Origin of the sequence: Photobacterium sp. J15 (assembly GCF_963870815.1) — a bacterium.
Classification (GTDB): Bacteria; Pseudomonadota; Gammaproteobacteria; order Enterobacterales; family Vibrionaceae; genus Photobacterium; species Photobacterium marinum.
This window is the reverse complement of the sequence record NZ_CAWMUI010000001.1, coordinates 3,226,595-3,243,204: the sequence shown is the minus strand read 5'-3', so window position 1 is coordinate 3,243,204 and position 16,610 is coordinate 3,226,595. Positions and strand designations below refer to the sequence as shown.

Sequence of the window (16,610 nt, the reverse complement as noted above, 5' to 3'; positions counted from 1 at the left end):
ATGAGTGTTGTGGTTTATGCACCAGCATCAATTGGCAATGTCAGTGTCGGGTTTGACGTACTGGGGGCCGCCGTGTCCCCGATTGACGGCACGTTGCTGGGGGACCGGGTAAAGGTTGAGGCCGGTGAACAGCCGTTTTCATTGGCTTGCGTCGGGCACTTTGTCGACAAATTGCCGCAGGAAGCAGAAGAGAACATCGTTTTTCGTTGCTGGCAGGTTTTTGGCCGAGAGCTGGACAAAAAAGAGCACCAACTCAAACCAGTGGCTATGACGCTTGAAAAGAACATGCCGATTGGCTCGGGGCTGGGTTCCAGTGCCTGCTCGATTGTTGCTGCCCTGGATGCGCTGAACCGTTTCCATGATATGCCGCTGGATGAAACTGAGCTGCTGGCCCTAATGGGGGAAATGGAAGCCGAGATTTCCGGCAGCCTGCATTATGACAATGTGGCGCCTTGTTACCTTGGTGGCTTGCAGTTTATGGTGGAAGAGCTGGGGATCATCAGTCAGTCAGTGCCATGTTTTGATGATTGGTACTGGGTGATGGCTTATCCGGGCATTAAGGTTCCGACTGCTGAGGCGCGTGCCATCCTGCCGTGTCAGTACCGTCGCCAGGATGTGATTGCCCATGGCCGCTATCTGGGTGGTTTTATCCATGCCTGCTACTCACAGCAACCGGAGCTGGCAGCTAAAATGATCAAAGATGTGGTGGCGGAGCCTTACCGGGAAAGGCTGTTGCCGGGCTTTCCTGAGGCGCGCCAGTACGCGCTGGAAGCCGGAGCTCTGGCGAGCGGGATTTCCGGCTCGGGCCCGACAATGTTCAGTGTCTGCAACGATATTGACGTGGCTAAGCGTATTGCACGCTGGCTGGAAGAACATTATGTTCAGAATGAAAATGGATTTGTTCATGTCTGCCGTTTAGATGGACAGGGATCAAAAGTAACAGGAAGCGAGCTATAACAATGAAGTTGTATAACTTAAAAGAACATCAGGAACAGGTTTCGTTTGGTCAGGCTGTACGTCAGGGGCTGGGCCGGAATCAGGGTTTATTTTTCCCGTCAGAACTTCCTGAGCTGGGCGATGTAGATGCCCTGCTGGAGATGGATTTTGTCAGCCGCAGCAGCAAGATCCTGTCAGCGTTTATCGGTGAAGAGCTTGTGGCTGATACGGTTGAACAGATGGTGAAAAATGCCTTTCAGTTCCCGGCGCCTGTTGCCAGGGTAAAAGACGGTGTTTACGCCCTTGAACTTTTCCACGGTCCGACATTGGCATTTAAAGATTTCGGTGGTCGCTTTATGGCTCAGTCGCTGGCGGCGGTCAGTGACAGCGATGGCAAGATCACGATTCTGACTGCCACTTCCGGTGACACCGGTGCTGCGGTTGCCCATGCTTTCCACGGTATGGATAACATCAAGGTGGTGATCCTTTACCCGAAAGGTAAGATCAGCCCACTGCAGGAAAAACTGTTCTGTACCCTGGGCGGTAATATCAGCACTGTAGCGGTTAACGGTACGTTTGATGACTGCCAGGCTTTGGTAAAGCAGGCGTTTGATGATGAGAAGCTGCGTAAAGACATTGGCCTGAACTCGGCAAACTCAATCAATATCAGCCGCCTGATGGCCCAGATCTGCTACTACTTTGAAGCAGTTGCCCAGCTGCCGAAAGCTGAGCGCGATAACTTAGTGGTGGCGGTACCGAGTGGTAACTTCGGTAACCTGACGGCCGGCCTGCTGGCAAAAGCGCTGGGTCTCCCGGTAAAACGCTTCATTGCAGCAACCAATGTCAACGATACTGTACCGCGCTACCTGCAAAGCGGCCAGTGGGAGCCGAAACCGACAATTCCGACAATTTCCAATGCGATGGATGTGAGCCAACCAAATAACTGGCCGCGTATCGAAGAGTTGTGTCAGCTTAAAGGCTGGGGGCTAAGCGAGCTGGGTTACGGTGCTGTGACTGATGAGCAAGCGGCAGAGACCCTGCGTGAGATGGATGTCGAAGGATATCTGTGTGAGCCGCACGGCGCAGTTGCTTACCGGATTCTGACTGAACAATTGCAGGAAGGTGAAACCGGTATGTTCCTGTGTACTGCTCACCCGGCCAAGTTCAAGGAAGTGGTCGATGATATTCTGGAAAAAGATATCGATCTTCCGGGACCACTGGCGAAACACAACGCAATGGAGTTGCTGTCATTGGAACGCGATAATGATTTCGGGCAACTGAAAGAAGTGCTTTACAGCGTACAGGACTAGCCTCCGCTTCAGCTTTTAATAATTTGAATTCAGGATATAAAAGGAAACGGTAGCCGACTGGCTACCGTTTTTTTATGTCTGATGAAAATATCCGTTAGTTTTCTTGTTGAGGCTCAGCAGCAGGTTCTGCGTTTTGCCTTGCAAACTTGTTTACCCATAGGGAAATCGCACCGTCACCGGTAATGTTACAAGCCGTACCGAAGCTGTCTTGTGCCAGGTACAGGGCTATCATCAGCGCCAGTTCGGACTCACCGAAACCAAGCATGGTCGACATTAAACCCAGTGCCGCCATCACAGCACCCCCCGGTGCTCCTGGTGCAGCAATCATTGTCACACCCAACATCATGATAAACGGCAGCATTTCCATCAGTGACGGAATCGCAATATGCTGGCTCAATGCCATAACCGCTGTTGAGCAAGTAACCAGTGTGATGGTTGAACCGGACAGGTGGATGGTTGCACATAGTGGAATGGTGAAGTTGGCAATAGATTCATCAACACCGTTTTCTTTAGTTTGCTTCAGGGTAACCGGAATAGTTGCCGCTGATGACATGGTACCAACCGCTGTAAAGTAAGCTGGCAGCATGTTTTTGATCAGTTTAACCGGTGGCTGGCCGGTTGCCAGGCCGGTGATTGTGTATTGAATGGTGATCCAGGCCCAGTGCATGAAAATGGCCAGTGCCAGTACTACACCAAAGGTTTTCAAGGTTGAGAATACGGTGCCTTCAGCAGACATTTCGGCAAACACACCGGCAATGTAGAAAGGCAGGAACGGAATGATGACTTTTGACAGCAACAGATCAATGACACTACGTCCCTCGTTAACGACTTTCTTAAGTTGTGTGCTGTTGGTAATGCTGATGCCCAAACCGAACAGGAAGGCAGTTGCCAGTGCCGTCATCACCCCAAACAGTGGTGGAATTTCCAGTTTGATGAAGCTGGTAAGTTTTTCGGCAGCATCGGCGCTGGCTGCTGCTGGCTCTGGCAAACCGGCAATCACGAAGCTGGCGACGAGAAATGCCAAGCTACCGGCAACAATGGTTGAGCCGTATGAAAGAGCGACGGTTTTGCCCAGCAATGAGCCGGAGTTTTTCGGCAGGCTGGCAATACCGCTGGTGATATAGAACAGGATAATCAGAGGGATAGTAAAGCCAATCAGCTGACCACCCAGTAGTTTCACAGTAAGCAGCAATCGAATGATTGCATCAGGGGCAAAAAATCCGAGGAGGATACCGGCTAAGATGCCGGCGACGAGCTTTAGGATCAGTTTCATTGAGCGGACTCCTGAGGCGAGTTGTTTTAATTATTCCTAAAAAGTATCACTCGCTATGTTTGTTACATTTTTTGGCGAGCAATGCTAACAAACTACTCTATTTTTAAAATTTATGCCCAAATTTTAATTAAAAGTGAGATATATCTATCAGTATGCTTTTTGAGCAACTTTTGTCTGTTATATGAGCGTCAGGTAAGAGGGATCGGGGGGAATTGGAAGAGAATGTGCGCTTTATTGGCAGGGGAAACAATAACGGCAGCCAGAGATTGGCTGCCGTTATGTTAAGGATTATTTAGCTAATGATGATTAGCTTTCCGGCTGAAGCTCACCAGCCGGTGCGTCATTTTTCTTGGCAAATTTGTTTACCAGCAGAGAAATCGCACCGTCACCTGTGATGTTACAGGCTGTACCGAAGCTGTCTTGTGCCATATACAGGGCAATCATCAGTGCCAGCTCGGCCTCGCCAAAGCCCAGCATTGATGCCATCAGGCCAAGAGCCGCCATTACACCACCACCTGGTGCGCCCGGTGCTGCAATCATAGTTACACCCAGCATCATGATAAACGGCAGCATGTCAAACAGTGACGGGATTGCTGCATGCTGAGTCAGGGCGATAACTGCGGTTGAGCAGGTCACCAGTGTGATTGTTGAGCCTGACAGGTGAATGGTTGCACACAGCGGGATCGTGAAGTTGGCAATGGACTCATCAACACCGCTGTTTTTGGTCTGGCGTAGTGTTACCGGAATGGTTGCTGCCGATGACATGGTACCTACCGCGGTGAAATAAGCTGGCAGCATGTTTTTGATCAGCATAAACGGTGACTTACCGGTTGCCAGGCCAGTCAGGGTGTATTGGATCACGATCCATACCCAGTGCATAGTCACAGCTAGCGCCATTACGATGCCGAAGGTTTTCAGGGTCGTGAATACGGTGCCTTCTGCTGCCATTTCGGCAAAGATACCGGCAATGTAGAACGGTAGCATCGGGATGATCACTTTTGATAGCAGCAGGTCGATAACACCTCGGCCTTCATCAGCCACTGCTTTAAGGTGCTTGCTGTTAGTGACACTGATACCCAGGCCGAACAGGAAAGCTGTTGCCAGGGCTGTCATCACACCAAATAGCGGTGGGATCTCCAGGGCGATAAAGCTGGTCAGTTTGTCTGCCGTTTCGGTCGCTGTCGCTGCTGGTTCTGGCAAACCGGCAATCACAAAGCTGGCAACAAGGAATGCCAGGCTGCCGGCGATAATCGTTGAGCCGTATGACAGGGCAACAGTTTTACCCAGCAGAGAGCCAGAGTCTTTCGACAGGCTTGCGATACCGCTAGTGATATAGAACAGGATAATCAATGGGATGGTAAAGCCGATCAGCTGGCCACCCAGTTGTTTCACAGTCAGAAGCAGTCGAATGATCGCATCAGGGGCAAAAAATCCGATGAGGATACCGGCCATAATACCGGCAATAAGTTTTAGGATTAACTTCATTGAGTTTGTTTCCTGAAGATGTGTGTTTGTAATGGCTCCGTCAATTGTCATTACCTGCTCAGCCCTTAAAGGAGAGAGGAAATTCTGCTTGTCTGTATTTTTAATTAATGCCCGGCTCCTCTCTAAACGGAGGTGATTACCAGGCCCTTTTAAGCAGAGATTGGTTACAATCTGAACAATATAGGAGAATGGTGTTTTGTAACCCGTAGTTACAAAAAAAAACGGCATCAGAGATGCCGTTTTCAGGTGTTATTTTACTATATATCAATAAGCGATTACAGGCTGTTTGTAAAAGTACGTGCAATTACGTCGCGCTGCTGCTCAGTAGTCAGAGAGTTGAAACGTACAGCGTAGCCAGATACACGGATTGTTAGCTGTGGGTACTTCTCAGGGTGCTTAGCAGCATCTTCCAGAGTTTCACGCTTCAGTACGTTAACGTTCAGGTGCTGACCACCTTCGATTTTAGCCGGTGCTTCGATAGCAACTTCACGGCTTTCGTATTCACCCAGCTCAGCTGCAGGGATAACCTGATCAGCTTCGTAACCAGCTGAAGCTGCAACACAACGAGCTTCGTTTGTTTCGCTGTCCAGTAGCCAGATAGAATTCAGTAGGTCGTTGTTCGCAGTTTTAGTAATTTGAATACCAGAGATCATGACTTAACTCCTCCAAAGGATGTCGTTATTTTTTCAATTTTGTATTGAGCTGGCTGTATTATATACCTGCCCGATGCAAAATTGGTATTGATTTAGATCAAATTACAACAAAAAACCTTAAATTAGCTAGGGCTGTTTTTTTGAGCTAGGTCAACTAAGTATTAGATTTACTGGGTTGATGTGTATTTTTTATTTATTCAAAAAAAGTTGAATTGATCAAATGTAGTAAAATTACATCAATTTTGAGGGTGTAACACGGTGATTTACCGTGATAACGTGCCCTTTATCTAATCATTTTGTAATCGCTGACGTTTAAAAATAACGCCCGGAAAGAAGGTATAAAAATGAAGTTAATTGGAGCCCATGTCTCAGCGGCTGGTGGGGTGCACAACGCCCCGGTAAATGCCGCCGGGATTGGGGCAAATGCATTTGCTCTGTTTACCAAAAACCAGCGCCAGTGGGTGGCAAAGCCACTGGAAGAGGATGTGATTAAGGCATTTAAGGCGCGCTGTCAGCAATATGGCTTTTCACCGGAGGCGATCCTGCCTCATGATTCCTACCTGATAAATCTTGGCGCTCCGGAAACTGAAAAACTGGAGAAGTCACGCAATGCCTTTATTGATGAGATGCATCGCTGTAACCAGTTGGGACTGACACTGCTGAACTTCCATCCGGGCAGCCACCTGAAGAAGATTTCCGAGCGGGAATGCCTGGCTCTGATCGCCGAATCAATTAACCTGGCTCATCAGGCGGTACCGGATGTGGTTGCTGTAATCGAAAATACAGCCGGACAGGGCAGTAACCTCGGTTGGCGTTTTGAACACCTGGCTGAAATTATTGAGCAGGTTGAGGATAAGGTCCGGGTCGGAGTCTGTATTGATACCTGTCATACCTTTGCTGCTGGTTATGATCTGCGGGGAGAAGCCGCCACTGATGCCACGTTTGCTGAATTCGATCAGGTTGTCGGCATGAACTACCTGCGAGGTATGCACCTGAATGATTCCAAAGGCGCGCTGGGAAGTCGGATAGACCGCCACCATAGTCTGGGAGCCGGAGAGATTGGCTGGGATTGCTTCCGTTATCTGATGCAGGACTGTCGCTTCGATAATATACCTTTGGTATTAGAAACCATTAATCCGGATATCTGGCAGCAGGAAATCGAGCAGTTGCGTTCGTTTGTAGTTTGATTATGGTGCAACTGAGCACTCTTTCAGGGCATTGTCTTACTGTACTGCTTTGAAATGAGTGCTTTTTTGTTTCTGCTTTAACCTAATTCATTGATTTAATTGGGTTCATCTCATACTGGTTTTTCTGGCATCAAATTTTCATTGTTCATTGTGTCCTTCTTTTTAAATCTGCTTATTTCAAGGAGCATATTATGAACCCGGATATGATGATGCTGTGTTATGGATTTGCCTTTAATATTCGTTTTCCACAGGCCAACCGCCCGGTTCAGGGACGGGGGCACTGGCGCACACCCGTTCCGCGCCACCGTTCTTCAGAACACCACTAATCTGCAACTGATTCTTTTATCCTTCTATATAGGTAGTGCTTGATATAAATAGAGGCTTGCTTCTGAACTGCCGTTTGTCATTCGTTATTCCGTTAAAGAGGATATATCCAAACATCCAGAGGTTATTTGGGTATAGAATAAGCGGCTAATTTAAGTATCAGGAGCAAGCCATGAGCGAAGCGATGACCTGGCAGCAGCTTATCAGCCAGGAACAAAAGCAACCTTATTACCAACACATTGAACAGTTTGTTGCAGCAGAACGAGCTGCCGGAAAAGCTATTTTCCCGCCAGAGGAAGACGTGTTCAGTGCTTTTGCTACAACGCCTCTTGATAAAGTTAAAGTTGTTATCCTGGGCCAGGATCCTTACCACGGCCCAAGCCAGGCTCATGGCCTGAGTTTTTCTGTTCGTCCCGGAGTGAAGATTCCGCCTTCACTGGCCAATATGTATAAAGAGCTGGCAAATAATATCCCGGGCTTTGAGGCCCCTGATCACGGTTACCTGCAGCACTGGGCAGAGCAGGGTGTATTGCTGCTTAATACGGTACTGACAGTCGAGCAGGGCAAGGCCCACTCACACGCTAAAATCGGCTGGGAAACTTTCACGGATCGGGTAATTGAAGTATTAGATCAGCACTGCGAAGGCGTGATTTTCTTGCTGTGGGGAGCTCATGCCCAGAAAAAAGGTAAGAAGATCAATGGAGAAAAGCATCACATACTGAAGTCGGCTCACCCGTCTCCGCTGTCGGCCTACCGTGGGTTCTTTGGTTGCAAACATTTTTCTCAGGTGAATACTCTGCTTGAGCAGATGAATAAACCGGTAATTGACTGGAAGTTAGAGAATCATATCTAATCAGCCAGAATGTGGTGATTTTGTAACTTTTTGATCAATAAACAAACAGGATCAAGGCGAGTTCTTTCGAGTCGGTTTAAACTCAAAATATGTTTTAAGGAAGAATATTTTGGGAGCGAGCTATGATGTTGGAAAGTATTCATACTGAACATGGCTATATCAACCGGCTGCTCAATGTATTGCAACAGAAGCTGGATGCGATTAGACATGGACGGCCTGTTAATTACAGTCTGATTAAAGACATTATCGACTATTTACAGAAACAGGCTGAGTGCTGCCACCACCCCAAGGAAGATTTGCTGTATCGCTATTATCAGTCGCATTATGCGAATAGTCGTGAAATGCAAAACCTCGAGGCGGAACATGAGGAGTTGTCTGAGCTGACTCGTGAGTTTGCTGAAACGGTAGATATGATTTTGATGGACGCAGTGATTCCGCTGGATGTTTTTGCTGAGAAGCTGAATGTGTTTGTCAATCGGCAAAGAGCTCACCTTGAGTTTGAGGAAAAGCATATCCTGCCTTTGCTCAGAAACACCTTTACTGCCGAAGACTGGTTAGCCGTATCGGCTGAGTATGAGCAGTGTGAGTACGATCCGCTGTTTGGCGATAAAGTTGCAGAGCGTTACCGTAATCTAGCTGAACGCTTGAAGGTACAGGCGTCGAAATAAATAAAGCCGGCATCATAGCCGGCTTTTTCATTGATAGGTGGATATCTGGTTTAATTATCAGAAATCGATGTCGTCGTCATAGTCTCGGAACATATCAATTTCTTCAAGTTCCTTACGAAGTCTCTGCTTGTCCTTAAGCGCCTCAATTTCACGCCACTTACGTTTTACCGGTTTACTGCGTTTAGCCCGGCGGGGCGTCTCATCGGCAAGAATGTCATCGAATGCATAGCTGTCCATAAAGCACCTCTTCCTTACGCTTCGGTCCTAGTTAAATATCATATTGGCAAAAAAAATAAAATTGATGTGTTTCGCATTTGTTATCTTTTTATGAATATTTGAGGGGCCAGATCTCACAATTGCTTACAGTTTGTACAAAAAGCAACCGTTATCGTTGAGGGATTATCGGGAGTAGAGGGCTGAATCATAAAGTGAAACTGCAAAAATCGTTGTGATCGGGTAAATCGCTATGAAGGGCTGGGAGTTAGCGGCGGTTTATTGACACGAGATCACATTAATCCGGTTAAGGTGCTGATTAATTATTGCTCGTAAATGTGTTGAGTAATTTAAATGAAATTGTTAACTGTTTACATTTGTGAGTGTTTTTTAGCCGCTGGGAGATGCGGTTAATCAACAACTATATGCACTTTGTGCGTATTGATTTTTCTCACATAACTTTGCATGATCATATGCCATCTGCAGTTACACAACACATACCAACTGCATTCAGGTACGGCAAAATTGCTCGCAGAGAGGGGTTTGTACCTGTCTAATACCACATAAAAAAGAACGACAAAGGTTGTTTATAAACAACTCTATTTACTACTTTGGTTATATTCGGTGCCAATAAAAAGGTGCTGGGTAGGGCCGCGTTTTGATGATTTTACAGGGGGAGACGTGTCAAGCCAGATTAATTTTTTGAACGATCTGTTGTGGGGCTCCGTGCTTATTTACCTGCTAATTGGGGTAGGCATTTTCTTTACTATTCGTCTGGGACTGATCCAGTTCAGACATTTCGGCCATATGTTCAGCGTAATGAAGAACAGCCGTAAGGCAGACAAAGCCGGTATCTCTTCATTCCAGGCTCTGTGTACTAGCCTTGCTGCACGTGTCGGTACCGGTAACATGGCCGGTGTTGCTGTTGCCCTGACGCTTGGTGGCCCGGGTGCTATTTTCTGGATGTGGCTGATTGCGATGCTGGGCATGGCGACAGCTTTTGCTGAAAGTGCACTGGCACAGCTATATAAAACCCGTGATGACGACGGTAACTATCGTGGCGGTCCTGCATATTATATGGAGAAAGGCCTGGGAATGCGCTGGATGGGCGTTGTATTCTCAGTCTGTCTGATCATCGCATTCGGCCTGGTCTTTAACTCGGTACAGGCGAACTCCATCACTCAGGCAATGAATGTAGCCTTCGGCTGGAACCCGACTTACGTTGGTATTGCCCTGGTTGTGATGGCGGGTGTGATTATTTTTGGTGGTCTGCGTGCAATTGCTCGTACTGCAGAGATCCTGGTTCCGGCGATGGCGCTGTGTTACCTGTTGCTGGCGCTGTTTATCATGTTTACCAACATTGAGAAGCTGCCTGATGTACTGATGATGATTTTCCGCAGTGCGTTTGGCCTTGAGGAAGCAGCATCCGGTGCGCTGGGTTACACTATTGCGCAGGGCATGATTAACGGTCTGAAACGTGGTCTGTTCTCTAATGAGGCAGGTATGGGTTCGGCACCGAATGCAGCTGCATCAGCTACACCTTATCCGCCGCACCCGGCTTCACAGGGCTATGTGCAGATGCTGGGCGTGTTCATGGACACCATTGTTATCTGCTCGGCAACGGTAGCGATTATCCTGATGTCCGGTGAATACGTACCACACGGTGAGGTTACCGGTATTGAGCTGACACAGCGCGCCCTGAGCTCACAGGTTGGTGGCTGGGGTTCAGTGTTTATCGCTGTGGCTATCTTCTTCTTTGCCTTTACTTCTTTGGTTGCGAATTACTCGTATGCCGAGACGAACCTGATTTTCCTTGAGCATAACCACAAAGCAGGCCTGGCGGTTTTCCGTGTCGTGGTACTGGCGATGGTAATGTTCGGTGCTGTTGCTGATTTGCCGACTGTCTGGGCTATGGCAGACGTGTCGATGGGGATGATGGCTATCATTAACCTGATAGCCATAGTGTTGCTGTCGGGCACGGTTGTGAAATTGGCGAAGGACTACAACAAGCAGTTGGGTCAGGGTAAAGTGCCTACCTTTGACAGTAACGATTACCCAGAGCTGCATGCCCAGCTTGAAGAAGGCATCTGGGATCGCTCAAACAACAAATAGGTTTTATTCCGATAGGTAATACCTATCAGAGAAATCACTAAAGCCACGCGACTATCGCGTGGCTTTTTTTTACATCGGTGTTACCCTTTGAGCAGTTAGCCGAAATAGGAATAAAGCCTTATGTTAATTGTGGTTTCTCCTGCAAAAACACTTGATTACGAGTCTCCTCTGGCCACCAAAAATTATACTTTGCCGGAGCTGACGGATCACTCAGCTGAGCTGATAGAAGTTTGCCGTGAGCTGACCCCGGCAGACATTGCCACTCTGATGAAGGTCAGTGACAAAATCGCCGGCCTTAATGCTGCCCGCTTTGCTGAGTGGCAACCGGAATTCACCATGGAAAATGCCCGGCAGGCCATTCTGGCGTTTAAAGGGGATGTTTATACCGGGCTGGAAGCGGAAACCATGAGTGAAGAGGATTTTGTTTATGCGCAGCAGCACCTGCGAATGCTATCCGGACTGTATGGCCTGCTGCGTCCGCTGGATCTGATGCAACCGTACCGTCTGGAAATGGGCTCTAAGCTGGCTAATTCACGCGGTAGTAATCTCTACCAGTTCTGGGGCGAGATTATTACCGACAAGTTAAACCAGGCTCTGGCAGAGCAGGGAGACAAGCTCTTGGTCAACCTGGCATCGAATGAATACTTCAAGGCGGTGAAGCCGAAGACGCTGGATGCACAGGTGATCACGCCGGTATTTAAAGACTGCAAGAACGGCACCTACAAGGTGATCAGCTTTTATGCCAAGAAAGCCCGCGGCATGATGGCGCGTTATATCCTGGACAATCGTGTTGAGTCTGTGGAGGCATTGAAGCAGTTTGATGTGGCGGGTTACTACTTCGTCCCGGCGGAGTCGACGGAAAGCGAACTGGTGTTCAAGCGCGAAGAACAGTAGTTACTTCTGAAATAAGAAAACTCACGAAGCATTCAGGTTATAAAAAAACGGGCTGGTTTCGACCAGCCCGTTTTGTGTTTCATAACAACTTAATACGTCTTACTTTTTCGCCTTTTTCTTTTTGGCTGATGTTTTTTTCTTGCCGTCTTTTTTGCTGTCTTTTTTCTTTTTCTTCTTCACTGTCGCCGGCTTTTTGTGTTGCGGACGCATACCTTCGATGAAGCGCTCTGGCACTTCTTCGTCCATGTAGCGGCTCACACGTTCGATCATTGTCTGATCGTGGGCTTCAACCAGTGAAATTGCGGTACCTTTCTTACCAGCACGGGCTGTACGGCCGATGCGGTGCAGGTAGATATCAGCAGTACGTGGCATGTCAAAGTTGATGACATGGCTGACGTCCGGCAGGTCGATACCACGGGCAGCGACGTCGGTGGCAATCAGCACATTGACGGTACCGTCGCGGAAACGGCTGATTGAGTTGTTACGGGCGGCCTGGGCCATTTCACCCTGAAGCCAGCAGCACGGTACTTTCATCGCAGCCAGTTGATCTCGCAATGTAGCCAGGCGCTCACGGGTTTTTACGAAGATAATGGTGCGCTCAGCCTGCTCTTTGAGAATGTTTTCCAGCAGTGCCAGCTTGTGCTCCATATGGTCACAGCGGTGGTAGTACTGGTGGATCTTTTTACGCTCGCGACGAGGTGGCTCAGCGTTAACTTCAACAGGCTCGTTCAGGATGGTGCGTGAGAATTCACGAACGCCTTTGCCTTCCAGTGTTGCAGAGAACAGCAGGCTCTGGCGGCGCCAGCGGCACTCGTGGTTGATTTTCTCAACGGCTTTGCCGAAACCCATATCCAGCATACGGTCTGCTTCGTCCAGGATCAGGCATTCGATCGCACGGCAGTCGAAGCGCTCGGCTTCAATGTATTCCATCAGGCGGCCCGGGGTCGCCACTACGATATCCTGTGTCTTACCCAGCAGCTCTGCGTGCTCGTCATAAGAGATACCGCCGGTGATGGTGAAGACTTTCAGGTTAGTGAACTGCGACAGTTCGCGAGCCTGGTCGGCAACCTGGATAGCCAGTTCACGGGTCGGAGTCAGAACCAGCACACGGGCAGGACCCGGCTTCTTGCGCGGAAAGTCTTGCAGATGCTGGATCATCGGCAGAAGAAATGCGGCTGTTTTTCCGGTACCGGTCGGAGCGGAAGCCAGAACATCTCTACCGTCCAGGGCGTGAGGGATAGCCTGTGCCTGAATAACGGTCGGGCGTGCATAGCCTATTGTTTCAATCGCTTGAAGCAGCTCGCTATCTAACTCTAATTCGGAAAAGTCTCTCACCAGTCATTTCTCCTCGGGAATTAAGACTTATACCCGTCACAGCATGTTTAAAAGGCTATAACGGGAGGATGGGGATAAGGGGCGGCATTATAGAGATAATTGCCGCAACTCGCACCGATTAAAGCACAAAAAAATCACGATAGGCCAAAACGGTGCGCAGTTGTGGTGGTTTGCTGTTACCTGAGCAGGCTTAAAGCTTCAGGTAAAAGTCGCTGGTCAGGGTCGTAAATGCCTCTGAATATGCGCCCTGGTGGTGAATACAAAGCGCTTCGCTTACGGTATCACCGGATTGTGGCGAGAGTGTGATAAGCAGTCGGGTTACAGGCTTTCTCTCCGTGCTGCGTACTTCACAGACGCGGCGGCAGAACAATTTATGCTGAGTTGCCTGTTCAATCAGCTGGCGTCCTTCATATTCCGGCAGGATCAGGCTGGCATTGCCATCTTCGCTGAGCAGGTGGCGGATTACTGTCAGGAGGTCAGAGTGGCTCAGACTGTCGGTATGTCGCGCGGTTGCCCGAGCCTGGCTGTCTGCCTGCTGACCGTTGTTAAAGTAGGGCGGGTTGCAGACAATGGCGTTAAAGCGCCCCGTCGGCTGTGCCTGCGCCCAGGTTTGAACATTTTGCTCAATGCAATGCAGGCGGGATGCCCAGGGAGAGTCGGCAAAGTTCTTTCTGGCGGCATTTGCCGCAGGCTGATCGATCTCGACGGCGGTGACTGGCAGTGAAGTATGCCCGGTGCGCTGTGCGGCAATCAGTGCCAGTAATCCGCTGCCGGTACCGATATCCAGTATCTCCCCTAGCTCTGGTAATCCTGCCCAGGTGCCCAGCAGCACCCCGTCGGTACTGACCGGCATACCGCAACCGTGGTCATCAACATGGAATTGTTTGAAAGTAAAACCTTTTGCCATTTTCACTCCGTCAGGTTCGGCATTGGCGTGTGCCGGGGATGGAATTTTGTTCAGGATCGGCATTATAGCCAGTTCGATAACAACATCAGAATATTTTAATTTTGTTAATTTGTTGTTGTCTGGTTATTGATTCTATTTTTTATCTTTTTAATAACTCTCTTTTGCTGGTTTTATGTTTCGAACTGAGCTCTCAAAATAGCCAGTTGTGCTGGTTTTTAAGCTGTGAAACCAAAGATTATGGTGTTTTTCACTATGTGGTTGCTTCTTGTTCTCTTTTTCTTCATTATGCTGCGATAAATGTCACATTCAGCAATAAGTAATTTGTGACAAATAAATTTAAGAATTACGCAAACACATCATCAATGCAGCAATGAGTGGGAGGGTGCAGTTTGAACAAATCACTCAAGTTCACAGATATCATGGCGCTGGGTTTTATGACCTTCGCTTTCTTCTTAGGTGCGGGGAACATTATCTTCCCACCTCAAGCCGGTTTGTCTGCCGGTGAAAATATGATTCCGGCTATGTTCGGTTTCCTTTCTACTGCCGTTGGCCTGCCTCTGATCGGCATTATCGCCGTTGCTGTTGCCGGTGGTGGCTGGGACGGACTGACTCGTGACCTGCCACCGAAAGTGGCAACCCTGATGGCTGTGCTGATCTTCATTATTATTGGTCCCGCTTTTGCAGCACCGCGTACAGGTCTGGTTGCTTACGAGATGGCTGTTAAGCCGTTCTTGGGTGATGCTGGTCAGACTAGCCTGACTGTATTCTCAGTGATTTTCTTTGCTGTTGCTCTGTTCTTTGCCTGGTCTCGCGGCAAGCTGATCGACATGATTGGTAAGTTCCTTACTCCGGCATTGTTTGCGGTATTGGCGGTACTGGCTATTGCGGTATTTGTTAACCCGCAGGGTGAAATTCTGGCAGCTCAGGGTGACTATATGAACATGGCGTTCACCAAAGGCTTCCTGGAAGGCTACAACACCATGGATACCTTTGCGGCACTGATGTTCGGTATGCTGATTGTTGATGTGATCCGCAAGAAAGGTGTGACAGACGAGAAGGCGACTTGTACTTACCTGATCTACGCAGGTCTGATTGCTGCAGCCGGTCTGGCATTTGTATACATTTCACTGTTCTACCTGGGCGCAACCAGCTCTGCTGTAGCGGTAGGTGCTGATAACGGCGGTGCAATTCTGGCAGCTTACGTACAGGCATTGTTTGGCCCTGTTGGTCAGATGATTCTGTCAACTATTGTACTGCTGGCTTGTTTGACTACAGCTATCGGTCTGATCAGTGCATGTTCTGATTACTTCAGCTCACTGACTAAGCTGTCTTACGAGAAGTGGGCGGTTATCCTGGCGGTGATTTGTGCGGTGATTGCAAATGTTGGCCTGAACCAGCTTATTTCACTGTCGATTCCGGTTCTGTTTGCACTGTATCCGGTAGCGGTTGCATTGGTAGCTCTGACCTTCGTTCGCCAGTGGATGCCAAACCCACGTCTGGCTTACCGCACGGTACTGTCTGTATCACTGCTGTTCAGCCTGATTGATGCGGCTAAGTTCATGGGTATTGACATGTCAGCACTAAACATCCTGCCACTGTTTGATTACGGCATGGCATGGGTTCTGCCGACACTGGCTGCACTGGTTGTTGCTCGCCTGGCGGGTAGCGCGCTGAGCCAGCAGGATGCTCAGGCAGCTTAAGCTTCAATTGAATACCAATAAAAAACGGGATGCCTTGGTATCCCGTTTTTGTATCTGTTGTTTTGTCCTGACGTTTCTAGTGTCAGTTTTATAGGGTTTCGCTGTATTCCGTCAGGACCTGCTCACACCACTGGGTGATACGGTCATCGCTCAGCTCGTACTGGCTGTCTTCATCCAGCGCAAGGCCGACAAAGAAATTCTTATCTTCGGTCAGGGCTTTTGACGCTTCGAAGTGATACCCCTCATTTGGCCAGTAGCCGACAAAATTCACCCCGGTCGGTAGCAGCTTGTCGTGCAGCATACCCATCGCATCTAAATACCATTCGGTGTAGCCTTCTTGATCACCCAGGCCGAACAGGGCAACGGTCTTGCCTTCGAGTTTCAGTCCGTCCAGCTGGTCCCAAACGGCTTCCCAGTCTTCCTGCAGTTCACCGAAATCCCATGTTGAGATCCCCAGGATCAGCATGTCGAATTGATTCATCGTGCTGATGTCTGCTTCTTTAATGTTGTGCAGTTCAACCAGCTCTGCACCGATGCATTCACGGATTTTTTCCGCTGCCATTTCGGTATAGCAGGTGGTTGAGCCATAGAATAAGCCAATTTTCATGCCGTTAGTCCAGTTGGTTTGTGCATCACAATAGGGTGGATTCTACCTAGGTTGGTATCGGTTGACTAATAGTGTTAGTCGGTTTTGGCAATTTGGCAGGAGAGTTATCTGGAAAACGCTATGTAGGGAAATGATCAATTGGTCAGTTACTTT

16 protein-coding genes are annotated in these 16,610 nt (G+C 48.7%); 9 read left to right on the top strand and 7 right to left on the bottom strand.

The window, feature by feature from the left end:
• Positions 1–957 carry a homoserine kinase gene (gene thrB, locus AACQ93_RS14545; protein ID WP_007470593.1) on the top strand — a complete coding sequence of 319 codons (957 nt, stop codon included), beginning with the start codon at positions 1–3 and terminating at the stop codon, positions 955–957.
• Between the two features lie 2 nt (positions 958–959).
• Positions 960–2,246 carry a threonine synthase gene (gene thrC / locus AACQ93_RS14540; RefSeq protein WP_064605878.1) on the top strand — a complete coding sequence of 429 codons (1,287 nt, stop codon included), beginning with the start codon at positions 960–962 and terminating at the stop codon, positions 2,244–2,246.
• 94 nt (positions 2,247–2,340) lie between these two features.
• Here thrC and AACQ93_RS14535 read toward each other — a convergent pair whose 3' ends face one another.
• The 3 genes from AACQ93_RS14535 to grcA all read right to left on the bottom strand — a co-directional run bounded on the left by AACQ93_RS14535 (position 2,341) and on the right by grcA (position 5,657).
• On the bottom strand, positions 2,341–3,519 hold the full coding sequence (locus AACQ93_RS14535) for a dicarboxylate/amino acid:cation symporter (protein WP_064605877.1): 1,179 nt from the start codon (positions 3,517–3,519) through the stop codon (positions 2,341–2,343).
• A gap of 306 nt (positions 3,520–3,825) precedes the next feature.
• Positions 3,826–5,004, bottom strand: a complete 1,179-nt coding sequence (locus AACQ93_RS14530; protein ID WP_007470586.1) for a dicarboxylate/amino acid:cation symporter — start codon at positions 5,002–5,004, stop codon at positions 3,826–3,828.
• Positions 5,005–5,279: 275 nt separating this feature from the next.
• Positions 5,280–5,657 carry an autonomous glycyl radical cofactor GrcA gene (gene grcA, locus AACQ93_RS14525; protein WP_064605876.1) on the bottom strand — a complete coding sequence of 126 codons (378 nt, stop codon included), beginning with the start codon at positions 5,655–5,657 and terminating at the stop codon, positions 5,280–5,282.
• A gap of 344 nt (positions 5,658–6,001) precedes the next feature.
• Here grcA and nfo point away from each other — a divergent pair, with 344 nt between their 5' ends.
• The 4 genes from nfo to AACQ93_RS14505 all read left to right on the top strand — a co-directional run bounded on the left by nfo (position 6,002) and on the right by AACQ93_RS14505 (position 8,689).
• A complete protein-coding gene (gene nfo / locus AACQ93_RS14520; protein ID WP_064605875.1) occupies positions 6,002–6,844 on the top strand; it encodes a deoxyribonuclease IV in 843 nt (280 codons plus the stop codon).
• Positions 6,845–7,035: 191 nt separating this feature from the next.
• A complete protein-coding gene (locus tag AACQ93_RS14515) occupies positions 7,036–7,170 on the top strand; it encodes a hypothetical protein (RefSeq protein WP_007470580.1) in 135 nt (44 codons plus the stop codon).
• Between the two features lie 170 nt (positions 7,171–7,340).
• Complete coding sequence (gene ung, locus AACQ93_RS14510; RefSeq protein WP_064605874.1) at positions 7,341–8,021, top strand: uracil-DNA glycosylase; 681 nt, start codon at positions 7,341–7,343, stop codon at positions 8,019–8,021.
• Positions 8,022–8,143: 122 nt separating this feature from the next.
• Positions 8,144–8,689, top strand: coding sequence for a hemerythrin domain-containing protein (locus tag AACQ93_RS14505; protein WP_007470576.1), 546 nt, complete (start codon positions 8,144–8,146; stop codon positions 8,687–8,689).
• Between the two features lie 57 nt (positions 8,690–8,746).
• Here AACQ93_RS14505 and AACQ93_RS14500 read toward each other — a convergent pair whose 3' ends face one another.
• On the bottom strand, positions 8,747–8,926 hold the full coding sequence (locus AACQ93_RS14500; protein ID WP_007470574.1) for a DUF3545 family protein: 180 nt from the start codon (positions 8,924–8,926) through the stop codon (positions 8,747–8,749).
• A 657-nt stretch (positions 8,927–9,583) separates the two neighbouring features.
• On the opposite strand from AACQ93_RS14500, the gene AACQ93_RS14495 reads away from it, so the two are divergent.
• Positions 9,584–11,014 (top strand): alanine/glycine:cation symporter family protein, encoded by a 1,431-nt coding sequence (locus AACQ93_RS14495; RefSeq protein ID WP_064605873.1) that lies wholly within the window; start codon positions 9,584–9,586, stop codon positions 11,012–11,014.
• Between the two features lie 120 nt (positions 11,015–11,134).
• The gene (gene yaaA / locus AACQ93_RS14490; protein WP_064605872.1) at positions 11,135–11,908 is read left to right on the top strand and encodes a peroxide stress protein YaaA; all 774 of its coding nucleotides are present in this window, start codon (positions 11,135–11,137) and stop codon (positions 11,906–11,908) included.
• Between the two features lie 99 nt (positions 11,909–12,007).
• On the opposite strand, the gene srmB is transcribed toward yaaA, so the two are convergent.
• Both srmB and AACQ93_RS14480 read right to left on the bottom strand, forming a co-directional pair.
• Positions 12,008–13,246, bottom strand: a complete 1,239-nt coding sequence (srmB, locus tag AACQ93_RS14485; RefSeq protein WP_198160170.1) for an ATP-dependent RNA helicase SrmB — start codon at positions 13,244–13,246, stop codon at positions 12,008–12,010.
• A 187-nt stretch (positions 13,247–13,433) separates the two neighbouring features.
• Positions 13,434–14,150 (bottom strand): tRNA1(Val) (adenine(37)-N6)-methyltransferase, encoded by a 717-nt coding sequence (locus AACQ93_RS14480; RefSeq protein WP_064606733.1) that lies wholly within the window; start codon positions 14,148–14,150, stop codon positions 13,434–13,436.
• Positions 14,151–14,539: 389 nt separating this feature from the next.
• On the opposite strand from AACQ93_RS14480, the gene brnQ reads away from it, so the two are divergent.
• On the top strand, positions 14,540–15,850 hold the full coding sequence (gene brnQ / locus AACQ93_RS14475) for a branched-chain amino acid transport system II carrier protein (protein WP_007464915.1): 1,311 nt from the start codon (positions 14,540–14,542) through the stop codon (positions 15,848–15,850).
• 88 nt (positions 15,851–15,938) lie between these two features.
• On the opposite strand, the gene fldB is transcribed toward brnQ, so the two are convergent.
• Positions 15,939–16,457, bottom strand: coding sequence for a flavodoxin FldB (gene fldB / locus AACQ93_RS14470; protein WP_064605871.1), 519 nt, complete (start codon positions 16,455–16,457; stop codon positions 15,939–15,941).
• Between the last annotated feature and the right edge of the window lie 153 nt (positions 16,458–16,610).

Coding starts and splice junctions, on each gene's coding strand:
- fldB (WP_064605871.1), bottom strand. CDS start 16,457: ATGAAAATTGGCTTATTCTATGGCTCAACCACCTGCTATACCGAAATG.
- AACQ93_RS14500 (WP_007470574.1), bottom strand. CDS start 8,926: ATGGACAGCTATGCATTCGATGACATTCTTGCCGATGAGACGCCCCGC.
- yaaA (WP_064605872.1), top strand. CDS start 11,135: ATGTTAATTGTGGTTTCTCCTGCAAAAACACTTGATTACGAGTCTCCT.
- grcA (WP_064605876.1), bottom strand. CDS start 5,657: ATGATCTCTGGTATTCAAATTACTAAAACTGCGAACAACGACCTACTG.
- ung (WP_064605874.1), top strand. CDS start 7,341: ATGAGCGAAGCGATGACCTGGCAGCAGCTTATCAGCCAGGAACAAAAG.
- thrC (WP_064605878.1), top strand. CDS start 960: ATGAAGTTGTATAACTTAAAAGAACATCAGGAACAGGTTTCGTTTGGT.
- AACQ93_RS14480 (WP_064606733.1), bottom strand. CDS start 14,150: ATGGCAAAAGGTTTTACTTTCAAACAATTCCATGTTGATGACCACGGT.
- AACQ93_RS14530 (WP_007470586.1), bottom strand. CDS start 5,004: ATGAAGTTAATCCTAAAACTTATTGCCGGTATTATGGCCGGTATCCTC.
- AACQ93_RS14535 (WP_064605877.1), bottom strand. CDS start 3,519: ATGAAACTGATCCTAAAGCTCGTCGCCGGCATCTTAGCCGGTATCCTC.
- thrB (WP_007470593.1), top strand. CDS start 1: ATGAGTGTTGTGGTTTATGCACCAGCATCAATTGGCAATGTCAGTGTC.
- AACQ93_RS14505 (WP_007470576.1), top strand. CDS start 8,144: ATGATGTTGGAAAGTATTCATACTGAACATGGCTATATCAACCGGCTG.
- nfo (WP_064605875.1), top strand. CDS start 6,002: ATGAAGTTAATTGGAGCCCATGTCTCAGCGGCTGGTGGGGTGCACAAC.
- AACQ93_RS14515 (WP_007470580.1), top strand. CDS start 7,036: ATGAACCCGGATATGATGATGCTGTGTTATGGATTTGCCTTTAATATT.